We start from the raw sequence: 17,672 nt of genomic DNA, 5'->3' as shown, positions 1-17,672 counted from the left end.
GCCGAGGGCCCCGACACGACGACGCGGCCTCCTACTGGTCGTCGTCCAGAGCGCCCTGCGCGCCGGTGTCGTCATCGTCGTCACGCTCGGCGCTGTCCGGCTCGCTCAGGTCGGTGGTGTAGTGGTCCGCCAACCGGCTGTCCACGTCCTCGCCGAAGGGTAGGGCGCGCTCACCGAAGCTGTCGTAGTCGCGGTCATCGATGGTTGAGAGGAAGTTCTCGAACGCCTCGCCGATCTCCTCGCCGCTGGGCATCTGCGACTCACCCGGCATCATCGCGTTCGGGTGGCGGTCGCGGTACTCCTGCATCTCCGAATCGTAGTGCTGCTCCAGGGCAGCGACCACCTGGGAGATCTCCTGCGACGACGCCGTCTGCTCGGCGAGCTGGCGCGAGACGCGCTGCATGTCGTGCTCCAGCGAGCGCAGCGGGAACTGCAGGTTGCTGGCATCAGAGACCGACTGCAGCAGCTGGTACGTCGCACTGGGGTAGGGAGAGGCCGAGACGTAGTGCGGAACGTGCGCCGTGTAGCCCGCCACCTTGCGGCCGCGGCCGTGCAGCACGCGCTCAATCATAATCGCGGCCGAGCCCGGCACGGTGACCATGCCGTCGAAGGTGAACATCGTGCCCACGAGCTCCCGGTCGTTGCCGTGCGCGGACACGACTAGGGGGCGGGTGTGCGGCGCGCCCATCGGCGCGGCGTAGAGGCAGATGGTCTTGTCCACGTTGAAGCGATCCGCCAGGTCCGCCACGGCCTCACTAAACGCCTCCCAGCGCAGGTCGGGTTCCGGGCCGGAGAGCAGCAGGAATGACTGGCCCTCGGTGTCGCGCAGCACGCGCATGTCCAGCTGGAGGTCCTCCATGCTGGTGATTTCGCTGTGCGCCATGGTGACAATGGGCCGCCGCGAGCGGTAATCAATCAGCTCGTCGTTGTTAAACGTCGCCACCGTGCGCGACTCGAACGCAGCCTTGAGGTGGTCGGCAGCGCCCTCGACGGCGTGACCCGCGTCAGCGTAGCCCTGCATGGCAATAATGAGGGTTGGTCCGGCTGGCCCTTCCCCAACTGCGGGGGCGGGGTACTCCAGCTCATACATGTGACGTTCTTGGTCCGTCATCTGTGCTCCTTTGCATCCCTGGGCCGACTCTCGCCCATCTATTCGTTGCTTGGAACAACGATGGGGCGGGCGAAAACATTCCCATATCGAGCATTCCATTGTGCCGGATGCGGCGCCCTAGCGCCACGTCGGGGCGGGGTCCTGTGGATAACTGTAGATAACACTGACTTATCCACAGGCGCACATCCACCCGATGGAACCTGTGCTACGGGCGAGCAGTCTTAGTAAATATGGATCTGACTCCAGGGACACTGAACGGACCACAAGACATCATCGCCGCCTTGCCGGGAATCTTCGGCTTCTACCCCCAAGAATCTACCGTCATCGTCGGGATCTACCCCGCGGACAGCGACGGCACGACCCGCCTGGGTCCTGTCATGCGCGCTGACCTTGCCCACACCCACCACATGTTACCCGCACTCATCGACACCCCCGGTGGCGAATGCATCGCCTTCTACGCGGTCATCATCAGCCGCATCCCCAATTCCACGCTGGTGGAAGAGACCAAGGAGCTGTTGTTCAACTTCTCGTCCGCCGAGGGCACCTCCCTTATTGACGCCTGCTGGCACGTCTCCGAAATTGCCCACGGCACCCCGTACACCATCGTCTTCGGCCCTAACCCAGCGCATCTCGCGCACGTTGACCGCGGTGAGGAGTGGATCTCCGGCACGGTGCCGTGCGTCGTCTCCTCGCCCTCAATGAAGCCGCTGTTGCACAATGGGGCACTGCCGGAACTCGACCGCGCGGACACGTTCCGCTTCTTCGAGGCGTGGGACGATATCGACCCAACCCACCCGGACTGCGACCCTGCCGCCGCCGCACGCCGCGCCACCGAACTCGCGCTGCTGCGCGACACGGACACAGCCACGCTCGCAGCCGAGATTGATAACGCCTGCGCGATGCTGCACGAGCTGCGCCCGCGCCCGATGATCCACGAGGTGGCGCGCCCGGGGAGGGCCAGCATCTTCGCCCACCCGGGCGACGGGGTAGACCTCGCCGCGATGCTCGCGATGCGCTGGTCGCGCGACCTGCTGGTGATTGACGCGCTGAAGTCCCCGCAAAGCGCGGCAGCAGCCCTGCTGTGGGTGGCCAAGGCTTACCGCGGTGAAATCCGCGCCAATGCGTTGACCCTGTGGGCTACCGTCGCCACCTCCCGCCACCTCAGCTCGTGGGCCGTGGTGGCGCTGTCCTGCGCCCAGGAGGAAGTCCCCGGCCATAGCCTGTCGGAGCTGCTGCTGACCATGCTGCACAACGGCCTGCAGGAAAACCTTGTCGAGACAGCCGAGTCGGGCTGCGCGATGGCGTGGGCGGTGTTCGATACCGCGCGCGCCACCCTAGGAGGGGAGTGAGTTCTAGCGCTTGGGGGCTGCGTGGGAGCGATCGCCGAGCTCGCGGGTGAACTCCCACGCATCCTCAACGATGCGGCGCAGCTGCGTGCGCGTCGGATCCCAGCCAAGCTCGCGCTGGATCTTCTCCGAAGAGGCGATGAGCACAGCCGGGTCGCCGGCGCGCCGGGGAGCGACCTCGGCGGGGATCGGGTGCCCGGTGACCTCGCGGCACACCTCGATGACTTCGCGCACGGAGTAGCCGTCGCCCGAGCCCAGGTTGTAAATGCGGTGCTCGCCCGGCGTGCTGGATTCCAAGGCGAGCACGTGGGCGTCGGCGAGGTCGCGGATGTGGATGTAGTCGCGCACGCAGGTGCCGTCTTTGGTGGGCCAGTCGTCGCCGAAGATCATGATCTTGTCTCGGTAGCCCAGCGCGACCTGCAGGACCAGCGGAATGAGGTGCGTTTCGGTCTTGTGGTTCTCGCCGATCGCGCCGTGCGCGCCGGCGACGTTGAAGTAGCGCAGGCTCGTCGCTCCCAGGCCGTAGGCCTGGCAGTAGGAAGTAATGGCGTAGTCGATGGCCAGCTTCGTCGCCCCGTAGGGGTTCGTTGGCCTCGTCGGGGTGTCTTCGGTGATCGGCACCGTCTCCGGCTCGCCGTAGGTCGCGGCGGTGGAGGAGAACACGAGCTTGGGAACCTGGTGCGTGCGCATGGCGTCGAGAAGCGATAGCGAAGTGACCAAGTTGTCGCGCCAGTACTCGTGGGGCACCTCCATGGACTCGCCGACGAGCGAGCGCGCCGCGAAGTGCAGGACGCCGTCGATGTCGCCGCTGGCCAGCGTGGCGTCGATGAAGTCGCCGATGCGGCCCTCGACCAGGGTGGCGCCCGCGGGCACGGCCTCGGGGTTGCCGGTGGAGAAGTCATCGATGACGGTGACGTCGTGGCCGGCGTCGACAAGCACCTTGGCGCAGACGCTTCCGACGTATCCGGCGCCGCCTGTGACAACGAGTTTCATGGCTGGCCTTTCCTTCTGGGGTGGGCCGCGTCTAGGCGGTGGGGCTGACGCGGAACGCGTGGGCGATGTCGTCACTCAGCGTCACGGTCGAGCCTAACCCCGAGGCGACGAGGATGTCGCCGTCGTCGCCGCGGCTCAGGGTGACGGTGCTGTCGATGCCGATCTTCGCCGCCGCGAGCTCACGGAAGACGGGCAGGTTGAGCTGCAGAATCTCGCTGATCTGCACCACGCGGGCCTCAACCGGCGAGCTGAGATCCAGATCAATCGCCCGGGTGCCGTGCTCGAGGGAGGCGTCCTCGTCCACGCCGAGCTCCGCGAGGGCGGGGATCGGGTTGCCGAAGGGGGAGCGGTAGGGGTTGTGCAGCACCGCGACGACCCGCTTCTCCACCTCCTCGCTCATCACGTGCTCCCAGCGGCACGCCTCCTCGTGGACACGGGAGAGGTCGAGCTGGAGGACGTCGGTAAGCAGGCGCTCGGCGAGGCGGTGCTTGCGCATCACCGCGGTGGCGCGCTCGCGCCCGACCTGCGTCAGCGACAGTGAGCGGTCCGGCTCGACGACGATCAGGCCGTCGCGCTCCATGCGAGCGACGGTTTGGGAAACGGTCGGCCCGGACTGGTCGAGGCGCTCAACGATACGCGCGCGCATCGGAATGATGCCCTCTTCTTCCAGCTCGTAGACCGTTCTTAAGTACATTTCGGTCGTATCTACTAGGTCACGCACGCTTGCCAATCCCTCTCACGCTCATGCCGGCCGCCAGCAGCGCACCCGCCGCCGCGTGCCTAGCGATTCTTGGACACATCCTAACAAACGCAAAAACGCGCCCGGGCGGTGAACCGTCAATCCGCCCGGGCGCGCCCGGTGTTGCTACATCGCGTAATCGCGCAGCCGGTCGGCGCGCTCGCCGACGCGCAGCTTCGCCATGACCTCGCGCTCGATCTGGCGCACGCGCTCGCGGGACAGGCCGAACTGGCGGCCGATCTGGTCGAGGGTGCGGGGCACACCGTCGTCAAGGCCGTAGCGCAGGCGGATCACGTCCTGCTCGCGCTGCTCCAGGCCGCCGATGATGTCCTGGATGTCGTCGTGGCGCAGGCTGGAAACCACGGCGTCCTCGGCGTCGGTTGCCTCGGCGTCCTCGATGAAGTCACCCAGGGGAGCCTCCTCGTCCGCGCCGACGGGCATGTCGAGGGAGACCGGGTCGCGCGACTGGCGCAGCAGCATCTCGATCTTGGACTCCTCGATGCCGGACTCTTCCGACAGCTCCTCGTTCGTGGGTTCGCGGCCCAGGGACTGGTACATCTCGCGGCGGATGCGCGAGAGCTTGTTCACCTGCTCCACGAGGTGGACTGGTAGGCGGATGGTGCGCGACTGGTCGGCCATGCCGCGGGTGATTGCCTGGCGGATCCACCAGGTGGCGTAGGTGGAGAACTTGAACCCCTTGGCGTAGTCGAACTTCTCCATCGCGCGGATCAGGCCGAGGTTGCCCTCCTGGATCAGGTCAAGCAGCGGCATACCGCGGCCCGTGTAGCGCTTTGCCAGGGAGACAACGAGGCGCAGGTTCGCCTCGAGCAGGTGCGAGCGCGCGCGGCGGCCCTGCTTGGCCAAGATCTTCAGGTCGCGCTTCTTCGCGCGGGTGAGCTTGGTGTCGGGGTCGTCTAAAAGGAACTGTGCGTAGAGCCCGACCTCGATGCGCTGGGCCAGCTCCACCTCCTCGGCGGCGTCGAGTAGCGCGGTCTTGCCGATGCCGTTGAGGTACACGCGGACCAAGTCTGCCGACGGATTGTCATTCGTCTGGTTCCGGCGACTGCCGCGATCGACGGTTTCTTCCTGATCAGCGGCGGGAGCATGATCCGGTTGAGTCATGTTTGTTAGCCTCCTAGAACGGTTCGGGTCTAATGCCTTAACGCACGAGGCTCACAGTTTGTTCCCGGCTTGCTAACAATGATCATCCGCGCAGCTCAGCGGGCGCTTTGGGCCGTGTGCATGGTTCAGGCCTCAACCAGGACAGTAAACGGGCCCTCGTTAACACTGGCGACCTTCATCATCGCCCCGAAGCGCCCCTGCTCGACGTGGATGCCCCGGCGGCGCAGCTCCCCGGCGATGCTCTCGATCACCGGCTCGGCGATGTTTCCGGGCGCCGCGTCTGCCCATGAAGGCCGCCGGCCTTTCGCGGTGCGGCCGAGCAGCGTGAACTGGCTCACCAGCAAGACCGGGGCGCCTGCGTCTTCGGCGCTGCGTTCGCCGTCGAGGATGCGCAGTTCCGCGATCTTGCGCGCCACCGTGCGCCACGCGTCCTCGGCGTCGTCGCGGCCCACGCCCACCAGGGCGAGGATCCCGCCGGTGTCAGGACAGTTGATCGCGCCGACGACGTCACCGTCGACGGTGACGCTGGCCTGAGAGACGCGGGTGAGTACGGCTCTCATTTACAGCACCGCCAGGTCGGCGATCTCGGCGGGAATGATCAGCCCGTGGCGGATCAGGTCGACCGCCGCCGCGGCCGCGGAGTGCGCCAGCTCGTCGGTGGCGGCGTCGTCAAGCCCGCGCGACGCGGCGAAGAGCCCCACGACGTCTCCCAGGCTCAGCCCGCGCGGGTTGAGGCCCGCGAGCACGGAGCGCAGCGCCGCGTCGATGTCGTGGCTAAACCGCGGCCCGTCGGTGCGGGTGACGCGGGTGACGTGGTGGGCAAAGCCCATGCCCGTTTCTGTGTCGGCGACGCTGACCTGCTCGAGCGCGAGGCCGGGGCGCACCAGGTAGCGGGCGTCGAGCACCTCGTCGTGGCTGCGGCCGCGCAGCCAGTCCATGCGGGTGAAGTACTCCTCGACCTCCGGGCCGAGCGCGTCCGTGAACTCGTGCGACAGGGTTTCGGCAGTGACCTCGGAAGGGGCGTCGCCAATGTCGCGCAGGAACACCCAGCCGAAACCGACCGCGCGCACACTTTCGGCGGCAAAGTGGTCAAGCCAGGCGGCGGTGCGCTCGACGCCCTCGCGCGAGCGGGGGTCAATCGACTCGTCGCGCAGCCACGTGGAGACGTAGAAGCCGGGGTCGACCACGTCGCGCTGCACAACCCACGCCGAGACACCCGTCGGCGGCAGCCAGGAGGCGACGCGGCTTTCCCACGACCCGTCGACGAGGTGGACCCAGGAGGCGAGGATGTGGGCGCTGCCGGAGGGCGCGAGGTATGCCGGGGCAGTGCCGACCACGAGCTTGCTGGCCTCATCCAGCCACAGGCCCGAATCGCGGTACACGTGGCCGACCTCGGGCAAGCCGACGACAAACGGCGGGTTGGCGACAATCCGGTCGAAGCGCTCGCCGGCGACCGGCTCAAACCACGAGCCTTCGCGCAGCTCGACGTTGCGCACCGCGTTCGCCGCCAGGGTCGCCTCCGCCAACTCGAGAGCGCGAGGGTGAACATCAGTGGCCACCACCTCGACCGCGCACGAGGACTGGGCAATCGCCTGCACGCCCGAGCCCGTGCCAAGGTCGAGCACCCGCTGAACCGGCGAGCACGGGGTCGCCGACAGCAGCGACAGCGACGCCGAGCCCACTCCGAGCACGTGGTCGTGCCCTGGCACGTGTTCGGTGACCGACGCGTCAAGGTCGGAGATGATCAGCCGGTTGTGGCCCGCGATCACGTGCGGGCGCACGTCGAGCGCAACCTGCGCCTCGCCGGCGGGGGTGAGGCGCGCGAGGTGGGCGTCGATAAGCGATAAAGCGAGCGCGGGGGAGAGCAGCTCAGCGAGCGTATCGACGCCCATCGGCTCGCGCAGCAGGAAAAAGCGGATCAGGCCAGACATCGTCGACGAGTCGCGGCACGCGTGGCGGACCACACCGGGCTCGCCGCGGTACAGCGCCTCGGTGGCCTCCGGGCCGAGGTGGGCGGCAACGCCGTCGGCGCTAAACGACGCGCGCTCAAGCGCCTCGGCGAGCGCGGCGGCGGTCTCGGGAAGGCTGGGTGCGGGGTTGTTACTCATCCTTGTCATCGTGGTCGATGATAACCCGACCCGACTGGTTGCCCGCGGCGCCGAGCTCACGGCGTCGCTGCTGCTCAAGCTCGAACTCGTGCGCGGCGGCGCGCGCGGCGGCGGGCTTGTACACGTTCTTCTGCCGCGGGTCGCGTTTGTCACCCTGACCGTTTCCCACCATCACCGCAATCCACGGCAGCGGGATGGACACGACAAACAACACCCCGGCCAGCCACCAGTTCTCCCAGGTCCACGCGGCGAGCATGGACAGCACGATAAACGGGATGCGCAGCCCCTGGAGGACCATGTAGTTGCGCTCGCGGGAGCGAATGTTCTGCTCGTGTGTGCGGCGGGCATCGGTGATCAGCTCCCCGCGCGGGCGCCGCAGGCGCAGGCGCCGAGATGTGCGGGCGGGGGCCTCCGGCTCCACGTCGACCGTGTAGGGGTCGCTGAATTCGTCGAATTCCTCCGCCGGTGTCATGAGCGCCCAGCCTAGCCCGTGGGCGCCCGTGGGCGTAGGCGCGGCTTAATTTTTCACCCGATGTGGGGCATGATGGGTGCTGTGACTACGACGACGAAGACTCTCGAGCGGCCGGATTTGCGGGAAGACACCTCGTCAACCACTGACGACGGAACCCCTAAGTTCTTCCACTACGTAAAAAAGGACCAGATTGTAAATTCCGCGATCTCCGGGCAGATGGTCGTCGCGCTCTGCGGCGCGACCTTCCCGGTAAAGAAGCAGGCCAAGCCGGGTTCGCCGGTGTGTGCTGACTGCGAGCGCATTTACAAGGGGTTGCGCAGGAAGTGACCCTCCTGGCTTCTGGGCCCCGGCTGCGCGCGTGGCAGCAGGAGGCCTTTGATTCGTTCATGGCCACCAAGCCGCGCGATTTCCTCGCCGTGGCAACGCCGGGCGCCGGCAAGACCACCTTCGCGTTGACCCTCGCCGCCGCGCTGCGAAACGGGCGCGACGTTGAGCGCATCATCGTGGTCGTTCCCACCGAGCACCTCAAGCACCAGTGGTCCGGGGCGGCGAAGCGGTTCGGCTTGTCGTTGGACCCGAACTTCACCAACAGCTCCGGGTTCAACTCCGCCTACGACGGCATCGTGGTCACCTACGCCCAAGTGGGGATGCACCCGTTTAAGCACCACGCGCTAGCGTCGGCGCGACGCAGCCTGGTCATCCTGGACGAGATCCACCACGCCGGCGACGCGAAGAGCTGGGGCGACGGTGTGCGCGAGGCCTACAACATGGTGGAGCACCGCTTGGCGCTGACCGGCACGCCGTTTCGCTCGGACGACTCCGCCATCCCCTTTGTCACCTACGCCGAGGACGGCGAGGGCCACCTTGTCAGCCAGGCCGACTACACCTACGGCTACGCGCACGCGCTTGCCGACGGCGTCGTGCGCCCCGTTGTCTTCCTCGCCTACTCGGGCGAAGCGCAGTGGAAGGACTCTGCCGGCGAGGAGTACACCGCGCGCCTCGGCGAGCCGCTGAGCCCCGAGCAGACCGCGCGCGCCTGGAAGACGGCGCTGGACCCGAAGGGGGAGTGGATCGCCGCGGTGCTGCGCGCCGCCCACACCCGCTTGGCAAAAATCCGCGCCAACATGCCGGATGCTGGCGGCCTGGTCATCGCCACGGACACCACCACGGCGCGCGCCTACGCCAAGCTGCTCCGCGAGATCAGCTCCACGCCGGTCACCGTCGTGTTGTCCGACGAGCCGGGCTCGTCGAAACGCATCGACGAGTTCTCGGCGTCGAGCGACGAGTGGATGGTGGCCGTGCGCATGGTCTCCGAGGGCGTCGACGTGCCGCGCTTAGCCGTCGGCGTCTACGCCACCTCCGCGTCCACCCCGCTGTTTTTCGCCCAGGCGATTGGCCGTTTCGTGCGCTCGCGCATGCCGGGGGAGTCCGCCTCGGTGTTCTTGCCCTCGGTGCCGGTGCTGTTGCGCCTTGCCGAGGAAATGGAGGTTTCGCGCGACCACGTGCTGGGCAAGCCGCACCGCGACCAGGGGTGGGCTGACGAGCTTTTAGAGCGCGCCAACCGCACTGAGAGCGAGCCCGATGAGGCCGGAAGCTACGAGTCCATCGGGGCGTCCGCGGAGCTGGATTCGCTGATTTTCGACGGCTCCACCTACGGCACAACAACGGCCGCGGGCTCCGCCGAGGAGCAAGACTTCCTCGGCCTGCCTGGGCTTCTCGACGCCGAGCAGGTACGCACCCTGCTGCAAAAGCGCCAAAGCGAGCAGCTCGACGCACGCGAAGCAGCCGAACGCGCCCGCAAAGAGGCCGAGCGCGCCGCCGCCGAGCGCGCCCAGCTCCATGGCGACACCCCGCCCCCACCGGGCGGTTCTAGCGGATCGGGCTTGGCCGCCGACGAAATCCCCCAGCTGCGCCGCGAACTCAACGCGCGCGTGTCCGTCGTCGCCGGGCGCACTGGGCGGCCGCACGGCTCGATCCACAACGAGGTGCGCAAGGCCTGCGGCGGGCCGCCGACCGCGTTGTGCAACGCGCAGCAACTTCGAGACCGCATTGCCTACCTGCGCGACTGGTAGCGCTGGTAGCGTGGGTGCCCATGAGCACCCCATACAACCCGAATAACTCCGATCCGAGCGGCTTCAACCACCCCGAGGGGTACTCCGCCTACAACCCGAACAGCGGCGAGACCCCTAACCCCAACGCTGGCGGCACCTACGGGCCTGGCCCAGAGAGCCCGCTGGGCAATGGCTTCGGCACGTCCAACCCGGACAGCGTGTTTAGCAACGATTACGCATCCATGGGCGCGGCGGGCAACCCGGCTTACGGCAACGGCACCGTGGCACCGCAGCAAAACGGTATGGCGATCGCCGCGCTCATCGTCGGCATCATCTCGCTGCTCGGCATCCTGTTCCTGCCCATCGCATTCCTGGGCGGCATCATCGCGATCGTCCTTGGCGCCCTGGGCCTGCGCAAAGCGAAGACGCTGGAGCCGGGCGCGCAGCGCCGCGGCATGTCGATTGCGGGCATCGTCATGGGTGCCGTCGCGCTGCTTCTCTCCATCGCCATGCTCGTGTTCGTGGGCGTTGGGTTCTCTCGCCTGATGAACAGTGGCGTGGCCGAGCAGTGCCAGCAGCTGGAGGGCGACGCAACCGCTTACCAGCAGTGCGTGACGGACTTCCTTAAAAACGATCCGAATTCCCCGCTGAACACCCAGGGTTCCTCCTAAAAGCCCTGCGCAAAAGCGGCCGCCCCCGATAGTGTTGGGGGTGGCCGCTTTGTTCGCGTATCCGAGGGGAGCTAGTCCAGGTAGTCGCGCAGCACCTGCGAGCGCGACGGGTGGCGCAGCTTGGACATCGTCTTCGATTCGATCTGGCGGATGCGCTCGCGCGTCACGCCGTAAACCTGGCCGATCTCGTCGAGTGTGCGGGGCATGCCGTCGGTAAGCCCGAAGCGCAGGCGCACCACGCCGGCTTCGCGCTCGGACAGCGTGTGCAGAACGTCCTGTAGCTGGTCCTGCAGGAGGGTGAACGAAACCGCGTCGACCGCGACGACAGCCTCGGAGTCCTCGATGAAGTCGCCGAGCTGGCTATCGCCCTCGTCGCCGATGGTCTGATCCAGGGAGATCGGCTCGCGCGCGTACTGCTGGATCTCGAGGACCTTCTCCTCGGTGATGTCCATTTCCTTGGCCAGTTCTTGCGGGGTAGGCTCGCGGCCGAGATCCTGCAGCAGCTCGCGCTGGATGCGCCCGAGCTTGTTGATCACCTCGACCATGTGGACCGGGATACGGATGGTGCGCGCCTGGTCCGCCATGGCGCGCGTGATCGCCTGGCGGATCCACCACGTGGCGTAGGTGGAGAACTTGTAGCCCTTGGAGTAGTCGAACTTCTCCACGGCGCGGATCAGGCCGAGGTTGCCCTCCTGGATCAGGTCGAGGAATGCCATACCGCGGCCGGTGTAGCGCTTGGCCAGGGAGACAACGAGGCGTAGGTTGGCCTCGAGCAGGTGGTTCTTCGCCTTGCGGCCGTCGCGCGCCACGGCGCGCAGATCGCGCTTGACGGCGGGGGTGAGCTTGGCTTCCTTGTCGCCCTCGGCGGCGGCGCGCTCCATCTCGTCGAGCCGATGCTGTGCGTAGAGGCCAGCCTCGATGCGCTTCGCTAGCGAGACCTCAAGTTCCGCGTCGAGCAGTGCAACCTTGCCGATCTGCTTGAGGTAAGCGCGTACCGAGTCGGCGGACGCCGTAAGCTGCGCGTCCTTGCGTGCCTGACGCAGGGCGGCGGATTCCTCGATGTCCCACACGGAGGAGGAATCAACCGCTTCCTCGCCGTCTTCCTCCGCGGCCTCGGGGTCGTCTTTGTCGTCTTCCACGTCGTCGACATCGTCCACGTCATCAACGTCATCAACCTCGTCGGCGAACTCCTCGTCCTCATCGCCGAGCAACTGGTCGAAGTCCTCGTCGACATCGGCGGGGACGTCTATTACCTCGTCGATCGCGGCGTCATCGGTAGTGACCGCGAGCTCGTCGTCCTCGGCTGCGTGGGGGGCAGCAGCGTGGGCGGCGGTGGCCTTCTTCGCGGCGGTCTTCTTGACCGTCTTCTTTACCGCCTTCTTGGCAGTTTTCTTAGCCGTTTTCTTCACTGCCTTTTTCGCGGTCTTCTTAGCCGTTTTCTTGGCCGTGCGCTTCGCGGGCGTGCTGGCAGGCGTAGTAGAGGCGTCGGCTGCTGCCTCGCCCGAAGTGCTCCCGGTGACGTTATCCACGCTGCTCACGCTCTCGTTTCCGGAATTTTCCCTGGCTGCCACGTACGCCCTTTCACTTAAATTCATAGTGGGTTCCGCTTTCTTAGACAACCCACAGTACGCAAATTGGGCTGCTATTTCAGGAACGGCAAGTCTAACAACGACTACTAGCCCGCCTGTTTTATGGCCCAGGCTACCCGCGCGTCGAGCGCAACCGGGTCGCGCCACGCGCTGGCGCGCAACTAGACCTTTTAGGGGTTGACGTGTTCCGCGGCGGCCATGGCCGCCCCGACAATGCCGGCGCGGTTGCGCAGCTTGGCCACCACCACCGGTGCGGTCGTACGCAGGTGCGGCACCCAGCGGTCGGCCACCTCGGAAATTCCGCCGCCCACCACGAACGCGGTGGGGTTGAACAGGCGCTCGAACTCTTGTAACACGGCGTCGACACGCTCGGCCCAGGCCCGGAAGCTTAGGCCCTCGCGGTCTTTGACGGCGGAGGAGGCGAGGTGTTCGGCCTCCGCGCCGCCGACCATCATGTGCCCGAGCTCGGTGTTGGGAAACAGGGTGCCCTCGATGAAGAAGGCGGAGCCGATGCCGGTTCCGAATGTGAGGAAAACAACAGCGCCTTCGCGTATCGACGCCGCACCGAACGCGACTTCCGCAAGGCCCGCGGCGTCGGCGTCGTTAAGCACAGAGATCTCCGTCGTGCTCAGGTGGCGCGAAAGCAGCTCGTGCGCGTTGGTGCCCACCCAGGCCGGATCGACGTTCGCCGCAGTCAGTGCGACCTGGCTCTTGATCACGCTCGGCAGGGCGACGCCGACGGGGCCGTCCCACTGCGCGCGGTCGGCGAGTTGCGCGATGGCCTGTGCCACAGCGTCCGGGGTCGCGGGCCGCGGGGTGGTGATGGTGATCTGCTGGCCGACGAACTCGCCGGTGGTGAGGTCAACCACCGCACCTTTGATTGCGGAGCCTCCGACATCGACGCCGAGTGCGCGTCCTTGGGCGGGGTTAGTCATGCGCGCAAGTGTACAAAAGGTCGCGGACAACGGCGCGCCGATGCAAGATGGGGCGCATGAGTGGTGACGTAACCGAGCTAAGAGCAATCTGCGAGCAATTGGCACGTCAAGGGGGAGAGCTGGTAGCGACCGGGCGTGCGCGCCTCGACGCCGACGGGGCGCTGCGGCCCGCGGAGACGAAAAGCTCCGAGGTCGACCCTGTAACGGTCGTCGATAAGGCCTGTGAGCGCTTCATCGCGGGGGAACTGGCGCGCCTGCGGCCGGGCGACGGGATTGTCGGCGAGGAGGGCAGCTCCACGGAATCAGAAACGGGCGTGGAGTGGATCATCGACCCGATCGACGGAACCGTCAACTTCCTCTACGGCCTTGACAACTACGCGGTCTCCATCGGTGTTGCCGTCAACGGCGAGCTGGCCGCGGGCGCGGTGTTCAACCCGCAATCGGGTGAGCTGTTCAGCGCAGCAGCCGGCCAGGGCGCGACCGTAGAGCGCGACGGGGAAAGCTCCGAGCTTCGCGCCTCGCACGAGACAACACTTGCGCTCAGCCTTGTGGCGACCGGGTTTTCCTACTCCGCGGCGTGGCGCGAACAGCAGGCGCGGATACTGGCGTCCGTGCTGCCCGCGGTGCGCGACATCCGCCGCAGCGGATCCGCGGCGCTGGACCTGTGCAACGTCGCCGCAGGGCGTGTCGACGCCTACTACGAGCACGGCACGCACCCGTGGGACTACGCGGCCGGGGCGATCATTGCCACCGAGGCGGGGGCGCGGGTCAACCACCCGGGGCTTAACGCCAGCGGCCACAACGGGGCGCTCACCGTCGCCGCAGGTCCGGGCGTGTGGGAGCAGGTATGCGAGCTTCTGAATAACATCGGCGCATCCTCTCCGCTAACATCCCCATAACGCGGCTGTGACCTGCAAAGATGACAGGGTAGGTTTCGTGCCCTAGTATTCCGCACAAAGTCAACAGGATCTGCCCGTTTAAGGAGTGCCGCCGATGGCTACTGACTACGACGCACCGCGCCGTCGCATGGACGACGAAATTGAAGCCGACTCGCTCGAGGGTCTCAAGGCCGCGGAGGTCGCCGGCAGCAGCATGGACGACGAGGGCGAGATCGTCGACTCCTTCGAGCTTCCCGCCCAGGACCTCTCCGGCGAGGAGCTCAACGTCACCGTTATCCCTCGCCAGGAAGACGAATTCACCTGCAGCTCCTGCTTCCTCGTACAGAAGAAGAACCGCCTGGCTTACCAAGAGGGCAATACCGCAATCTGTCTCGACTGCGAGTAGCCTCCGCTAGTTGCGCGCTAGTTTTTCCGCCTGCTCGGGCACGAACGCGCGCAGCAGCTCGGCGGGATTTTTCGAGGCGACTAGCCAGTAGGGGGTCGGGTCGTCCGGGTCGTCAAGAACCAGCAGCACGTGCTCGTCGACCCAACTGCGCGAGACCAAATACGCCGCAGGGTCGAGCTGCCGGCCCAGCGCGTTACGACGCGCCGACTTCGGAACAATCAGAGACCTGCTGACCACGGTGTGCGGCAGGTTGGCGTCGTCAACGCTGAGCCAGCGCGTACCGTCCGCGTCGCGCTCGACCGTGATGACGGTGCGCGACATCCACATCAAGAACCACCCGATGAGCGCGCCCCCGGCGATCAGGGGGACGACGAACCAGAAGACGTTGCGGTTGAGCGCGAACTGCGCGGCGATAAGAAGCGTCAACACCGCGCCAGCGAGCCACATGTACCAGGGGGCCCACTGGCGCTCGCGGTACACGACAGCGGGAGCGAGGTCATCCGGAGAAGTAGTCACGCATGCAACTTTAGTTTAGGAGCTTGTTGCCCTGGCATTGCGCTGCCGTAGGCTAGCGGCTGTGAACACCCCGGAGAATGAAACCAGCCTGGAGATAGTAAGAGTCAAGCGCCTCGACCCGAACGTCGCCCTGCCTGCGCGCGCCCACGCAACGGACGCGGGCGCGGACCTGACCTCTACCGAGGACCTCACCTTGGCCCCGGGGCAGCGCGCCCTGGTGGGCACGGGTATTGCGATTGCGCTGCCCCCGGGTACGGTCGGGTTGATCCACCCGCGCTCGGGCCTGGCGGCGAAGCACGGCCTGAGCATTGTCAATACTCCGGGCACGATCGACGCGGACTACCGCGGCGAGATCAAAGTGTGCCTGCTTAACACCGATCCGACCACGCCGATCGAGATCACGCGCGGGATGCGCATCGCGCAGCTCGTGGTGCAGAAGGTCGAGCTGGTCACTTTCAGCGAGGTGGACGATCTCGATGACACCGAGCGCGGCGCGGGCGGTTACGGCTCCACCGGCACCCACTAGGCGCAACGCGCTAGAGTCGGTGCCGAACAACGAGGAAGGTGAACATTATGGCCCTGTGGCCTTTTGGTAAGAAGAACTCCCAAGGACCAGCCGAGCCGGCCAGTGCGCCGAGCTACGAGCCCTCGGCGGCTGACGGTCGCGACGAGGCCGCGCTGCGTGCCGACGCCGACGCCACCGTCGCCGTAGAAGACGCCGCCGCGCCGGTCGCGGCGGGCACTGCCGAGGTGGCAGACCCGGTCGAGGAATCTGCCGGCCCGGTGAGCATCCCGCACGACGCCGTCGGCGGCAGCACCGGCCCCTTCGACGGCGACTCCGTCAACATCGACGAGTTCGACTTCACCGATTTCTCCAACGCCACGCTAAACCTCGGCTCGATGAAGATCCCGCTGCCCGCGGAATCCCAGGTCCAGGTGGAGATGGGCGAGGCGGGGCCGAAGATGGTCCACATTGTCACCCGCCACGGCCGCGCCACCCCCGTGGCGTTCGCGTCGACACGCACCGGCGGGCTGTGGGCGCAGTCCTCCGAGGAAATCGCCGAGGGCATGCGCTCCGAGGGAATGCCCGTGTCCTTCGAAACCGGCCCGTGGGGCCGCGAGATCGTGGGTACCGGCACCAACGGTGTGATCCGCATCATCGGTGTTGAGGGCCCACGCTGGCTCTACCGCGTCACATTGGCCGCACCGAACGGCATGGAAGACGACATGGCTACCCTCGGCCGCGACCTGATTGCGCGCAGCTTTGTCTACCGCGGACCCGACCCCATCCTGGCGGGCAACTCCCTGCCCGTGGTGCTGCCCGCCCAGCTTGCGCAGCAGGTGCAGCAGGCCGTTCAGGCGCGTGCGATGCAGCAGGGCCAGCCCGGCCAGCCCGGCCAGCTGGCCCCCGGAGCGACGCCCAGCGCGCTGGCCGAGGCGATGAAGCAGGTGATGGACGCTAACTCGGCGTCTAATTCGGAACCCAACAAGGGTGAGCGCAATAGCTGACACCACCGCGCTCGAGCTTGACGTCACCGCCATGGCGCACGGCGGCGAGGGCATCGCGCGCGATGCCGATGGCCGCGTCGTCTTCGTCGACGGTGCGATCCCGGGCGATACGGTTCGCGCCGAGCTGACGAAGGCGAAGAAGCGCTGGGCCCGCGCCCAGCTCACCAGGGTTGTCAGCGCCTCGCGCGAACGCGTCGACCCAACCTGCCCGGTGGCGGCGCGCGGCGGCGGGTGCTGCGACTACTCGCACATCGCGCTCACTGCGCAACCGGGCATCAAACGAAACGTGCTCATCGGCCAGCTCGGTGCGTTCTCTCACAGCGCCGACACGCTGGAAGACACGATCGTCCTCGAACCCACAACGGGGTGGCGCACCCGCGTGCGTCTCGGCGTGGATGCCTCAGGACGCGCCGGTGTGCGCAAGGCGCGCTCAACGGACTTGGTTACCGACGTCGCGTGCACCCAGGTGGCGCCCGGGCTGCTCGACGGCATCGTCGGGCCGGGGGCACGCATGTTCACCCCGGGCGCGGAGGTGATCACCGTGCTGGATTCGGCGGGCCAGCGCCATGTGGTGGAGTCGACGCGCGCGCAGCGCGGCCGGCGTGTTGAGAAGGTTGACCGCGTGGTGGAGGGCTCCGGGGTGGTTGAGCAGAGCGTCGATAAGCATGCGTTCCGTTTTCCTGCGACCGCTTTCTGGCAGGCCCACGTGGCGGCGCCGGAGGCGTACTCCGCGATCATCCGTCAGTGGGGCAGCGGCGACTACGTGCGCGCGACCGGCTGGGACCTCTACGGCGGGGTCGGCGCGTTCGTGCCCGCGATCGATGCGGCGCTGGGCGGGGCCTCTCACATCGACTCGGTGGATTACTCCGCGTCCGCGACCCGCGCAGCGCAGGACACGCTCGCGGGACTGCCGCTTCGCGTGCACAACAGCCCGGTGGAAAAGGCCAGCGACTTGACCCCGCCCGGGCTCGTCGTGCTCGACCCGCCGCGCTCCGGCGCCGGCGAGCAGGTCGTACGTCAGGTCGCGGCGGCGGAGCCCGAGCGCGTCATCCACGTCGGCTGCGACCCCGCGACCTTCGCGCGCGACCTAGGCTACTGGGCCGCCCAAGGTTTCAGCGCGCGGCGCATGGTGCTTATCGACGCCTTCCCCAACACGCACCACTTTGAAATCATCGCGCTGCTCGAACCCAGCGTGCCGTTGGACAGATAAACGCAAATATTTTTAT

General features: G+C 67.0%; 19 protein-coding genes. 9 read left to right on the top strand and 10 right to left on the bottom strand.

Annotated elements, in window-relative coordinates; genetic code table 11:
* Window positions 1-31 precede the first annotated feature (31 nt).
* The gene (locus RIU96_RS09190; RefSeq protein ID WP_144690748.1) at window positions 32-1,111 is read right to left on the bottom strand and encodes a PAC2 family protein; all 1,080 of its coding nucleotides are present in this window, start codon (window positions 1,109-1,111) and stop codon (window positions 32-34) included.
* Between the two features lie 230 nt (window positions 1,112-1,341).
* Between RIU96_RS09190 and RIU96_RS09185 the strand changes: the two genes are divergently transcribed.
* Window positions 1,342-2,460, top strand: coding sequence for a DUF4192 domain-containing protein (locus tag RIU96_RS09185; protein WP_144690746.1), 1,119 nt, complete (start codon window positions 1,342-1,344; stop codon window positions 2,458-2,460).
* Between the two features lie 3 nt (window positions 2,461-2,463).
* Here RIU96_RS09185 and galE read toward each other — a convergent pair whose 3' ends face one another.
* From galE to RIU96_RS09155, 6 genes are all read right to left on the bottom strand, one after another.
* Window positions 2,464-3,450, bottom strand: a complete 987-nt coding sequence (gene galE / locus RIU96_RS09180; RefSeq protein ID WP_144318182.1) for a UDP-glucose 4-epimerase GalE — start codon at window positions 3,448-3,450, stop codon at window positions 2,464-2,466.
* A 31-nt stretch (window positions 3,451-3,481) separates the two neighbouring features.
* Window positions 3,482-4,171, bottom strand: a complete 690-nt coding sequence (locus tag RIU96_RS09175; RefSeq protein ID WP_144318183.1) for a metal-dependent transcriptional regulator — start codon at window positions 4,169-4,171, stop codon at window positions 3,482-3,484.
* A gap of 144 nt (window positions 4,172-4,315) precedes the next feature.
* On the bottom strand, window positions 4,316-5,311 hold the full coding sequence (locus RIU96_RS09170; RefSeq protein WP_136651144.1) for a sigma-70 family RNA polymerase sigma factor: 996 nt from the start codon (window positions 5,309-5,311) through the stop codon (window positions 4,316-4,318).
* A gap of 125 nt (window positions 5,312-5,436) precedes the next feature.
* Window positions 5,437-5,871: a D-aminoacyl-tRNA deacylase gene (gene dtd, locus RIU96_RS09165; protein WP_259790808.1), complete on the bottom strand. Its 435-nt coding sequence runs from the start codon at window positions 5,869-5,871 to the stop codon at window positions 5,437-5,439.
* Entirely contained in the window at window positions 5,872-7,428 is a 1,557-nt protein-coding gene (locus tag RIU96_RS09160; RefSeq protein ID WP_259810128.1) for a DUF7782 domain-containing protein, read from the bottom strand.
* The gene (locus RIU96_RS09155) at window positions 7,412-7,891 is read right to left on the bottom strand and encodes a DUF3099 domain-containing protein (protein ID WP_259810129.1); all 480 of its coding nucleotides are present in this window, start codon (window positions 7,889-7,891) and stop codon (window positions 7,412-7,414) included. Before RIU96_RS09155 ends, RIU96_RS09160 begins: the two co-directional genes overlap by 17 nt.
* A 72-nt stretch (window positions 7,892-7,963) precedes the next feature.
* Here RIU96_RS09155 and RIU96_RS09150 point away from each other — a divergent pair, with 72 nt between their 5' ends.
* From RIU96_RS09150 to RIU96_RS09140, 3 genes are read left to right on the top strand one after another with little or no spacing between them, the layout of a single operon-like run.
* Window positions 7,964-8,218 (top strand): DUF3039 domain-containing protein, encoded by a 255-nt coding sequence (locus RIU96_RS09150; RefSeq protein ID WP_040422731.1) that lies wholly within the window; start codon window positions 7,964-7,966, stop codon window positions 8,216-8,218.
* Window positions 8,219-8,277: 59 nt separating this feature from the next.
* Window positions 8,278-9,963, top strand: coding sequence for a DEAD/DEAH box helicase (locus tag RIU96_RS09145; protein ID WP_375545392.1), 1,686 nt, complete (start codon window positions 8,278-8,280; stop codon window positions 9,961-9,963).
* A gap of 20 nt (window positions 9,964-9,983) precedes the next feature.
* Entirely contained in the window at window positions 9,984-10,613 is a 630-nt protein-coding gene (locus tag RIU96_RS09140) for a DUF4190 domain-containing protein (protein WP_136651149.1), read from the top strand.
* A gap of 71 nt (window positions 10,614-10,684) precedes the next feature.
* Here RIU96_RS09140 and RIU96_RS09135 read toward each other — a convergent pair whose 3' ends face one another.
* Entirely contained in the window at window positions 10,685-12,208 is a 1,524-nt protein-coding gene (locus RIU96_RS09135) for an RNA polymerase sigma factor (protein WP_181729403.1), read from the bottom strand.
* Between the two features lie 164 nt (window positions 12,209-12,372).
* Complete coding sequence (gene ppgK / locus RIU96_RS09130) at window positions 12,373-13,137, bottom strand: polyphosphate--glucose phosphotransferase (RefSeq protein ID WP_136651151.1); 765 nt, start codon at window positions 13,135-13,137, stop codon at window positions 12,373-12,375.
* A 56-nt stretch (window positions 13,138-13,193) separates the two neighbouring features.
* Here ppgK and RIU96_RS09125 point away from each other — a divergent pair, with 56 nt between their 5' ends.
* Together RIU96_RS09125 and RIU96_RS09120 are read left to right on the top strand one after the other, a co-directional pair.
* Window positions 13,194-14,036, top strand: coding sequence for an inositol monophosphatase family protein (locus RIU96_RS09125; RefSeq protein ID WP_246062667.1), 843 nt, complete (start codon window positions 13,194-13,196; stop codon window positions 14,034-14,036).
* Window positions 14,037-14,130: 94 nt separating this feature from the next.
* A complete protein-coding gene (locus RIU96_RS09120) occupies window positions 14,131-14,421 on the top strand; it encodes a DUF4193 domain-containing protein (protein ID WP_136651153.1) in 291 nt (96 codons plus the stop codon).
* Window positions 14,422-14,427: 6 nt separating this feature from the next.
* Here the strand turns inward: RIU96_RS09120 and RIU96_RS09115 are convergent, their stop codons facing one another.
* Window positions 14,428-14,937 (bottom strand): DUF3093 domain-containing protein, encoded by a 510-nt coding sequence (locus RIU96_RS09115; protein WP_136651154.1) that lies wholly within the window; start codon window positions 14,935-14,937, stop codon window positions 14,428-14,430.
* A gap of 61 nt (window positions 14,938-14,998) precedes the next feature.
* On the opposite strand from RIU96_RS09115, the gene dut reads away from it, so the two are divergent.
* The 3 genes from dut to RIU96_RS09100 are packed head-to-tail and all read left to right on the top strand — an operon-like array spanning window position 14,999 to window position 17,656.
* Entirely contained in the window at window positions 14,999-15,463 is a 465-nt protein-coding gene (gene dut, locus RIU96_RS09110; RefSeq protein ID WP_136651155.1) for a dUTP diphosphatase, read from the top strand.
* 47 nt (window positions 15,464-15,510) lie between these two features.
* Window positions 15,511-16,446 (top strand): DUF3710 domain-containing protein, encoded by a 936-nt coding sequence (locus tag RIU96_RS09105; protein WP_144318188.1) that lies wholly within the window; start codon window positions 15,511-15,513, stop codon window positions 16,444-16,446.
* A 31-nt stretch (window positions 16,447-16,477) separates the two neighbouring features.
* Window positions 16,478-17,656 (top strand): class I SAM-dependent RNA methyltransferase, encoded by a 1,179-nt coding sequence (locus RIU96_RS09100; RefSeq protein WP_220184584.1) that lies wholly within the window; start codon window positions 16,478-16,480, stop codon window positions 17,654-17,656.
* The last annotated feature ends 16 nt before the right edge of the window (window positions 17,657-17,672 follow it).

The sequence above is a fragment of the Corynebacterium sp. Z-1 genome (assembly GCF_031844665.1).
Taxonomy (GTDB): domain Bacteria; phylum Actinomycetota; class Actinomycetes; order Mycobacteriales; family Mycobacteriaceae; genus Corynebacterium; species Corynebacterium sanguinis.
Note: the sequence above shows the minus strand (reverse complement) of the source record. Positions and strands in the feature narration are given on the sequence as shown.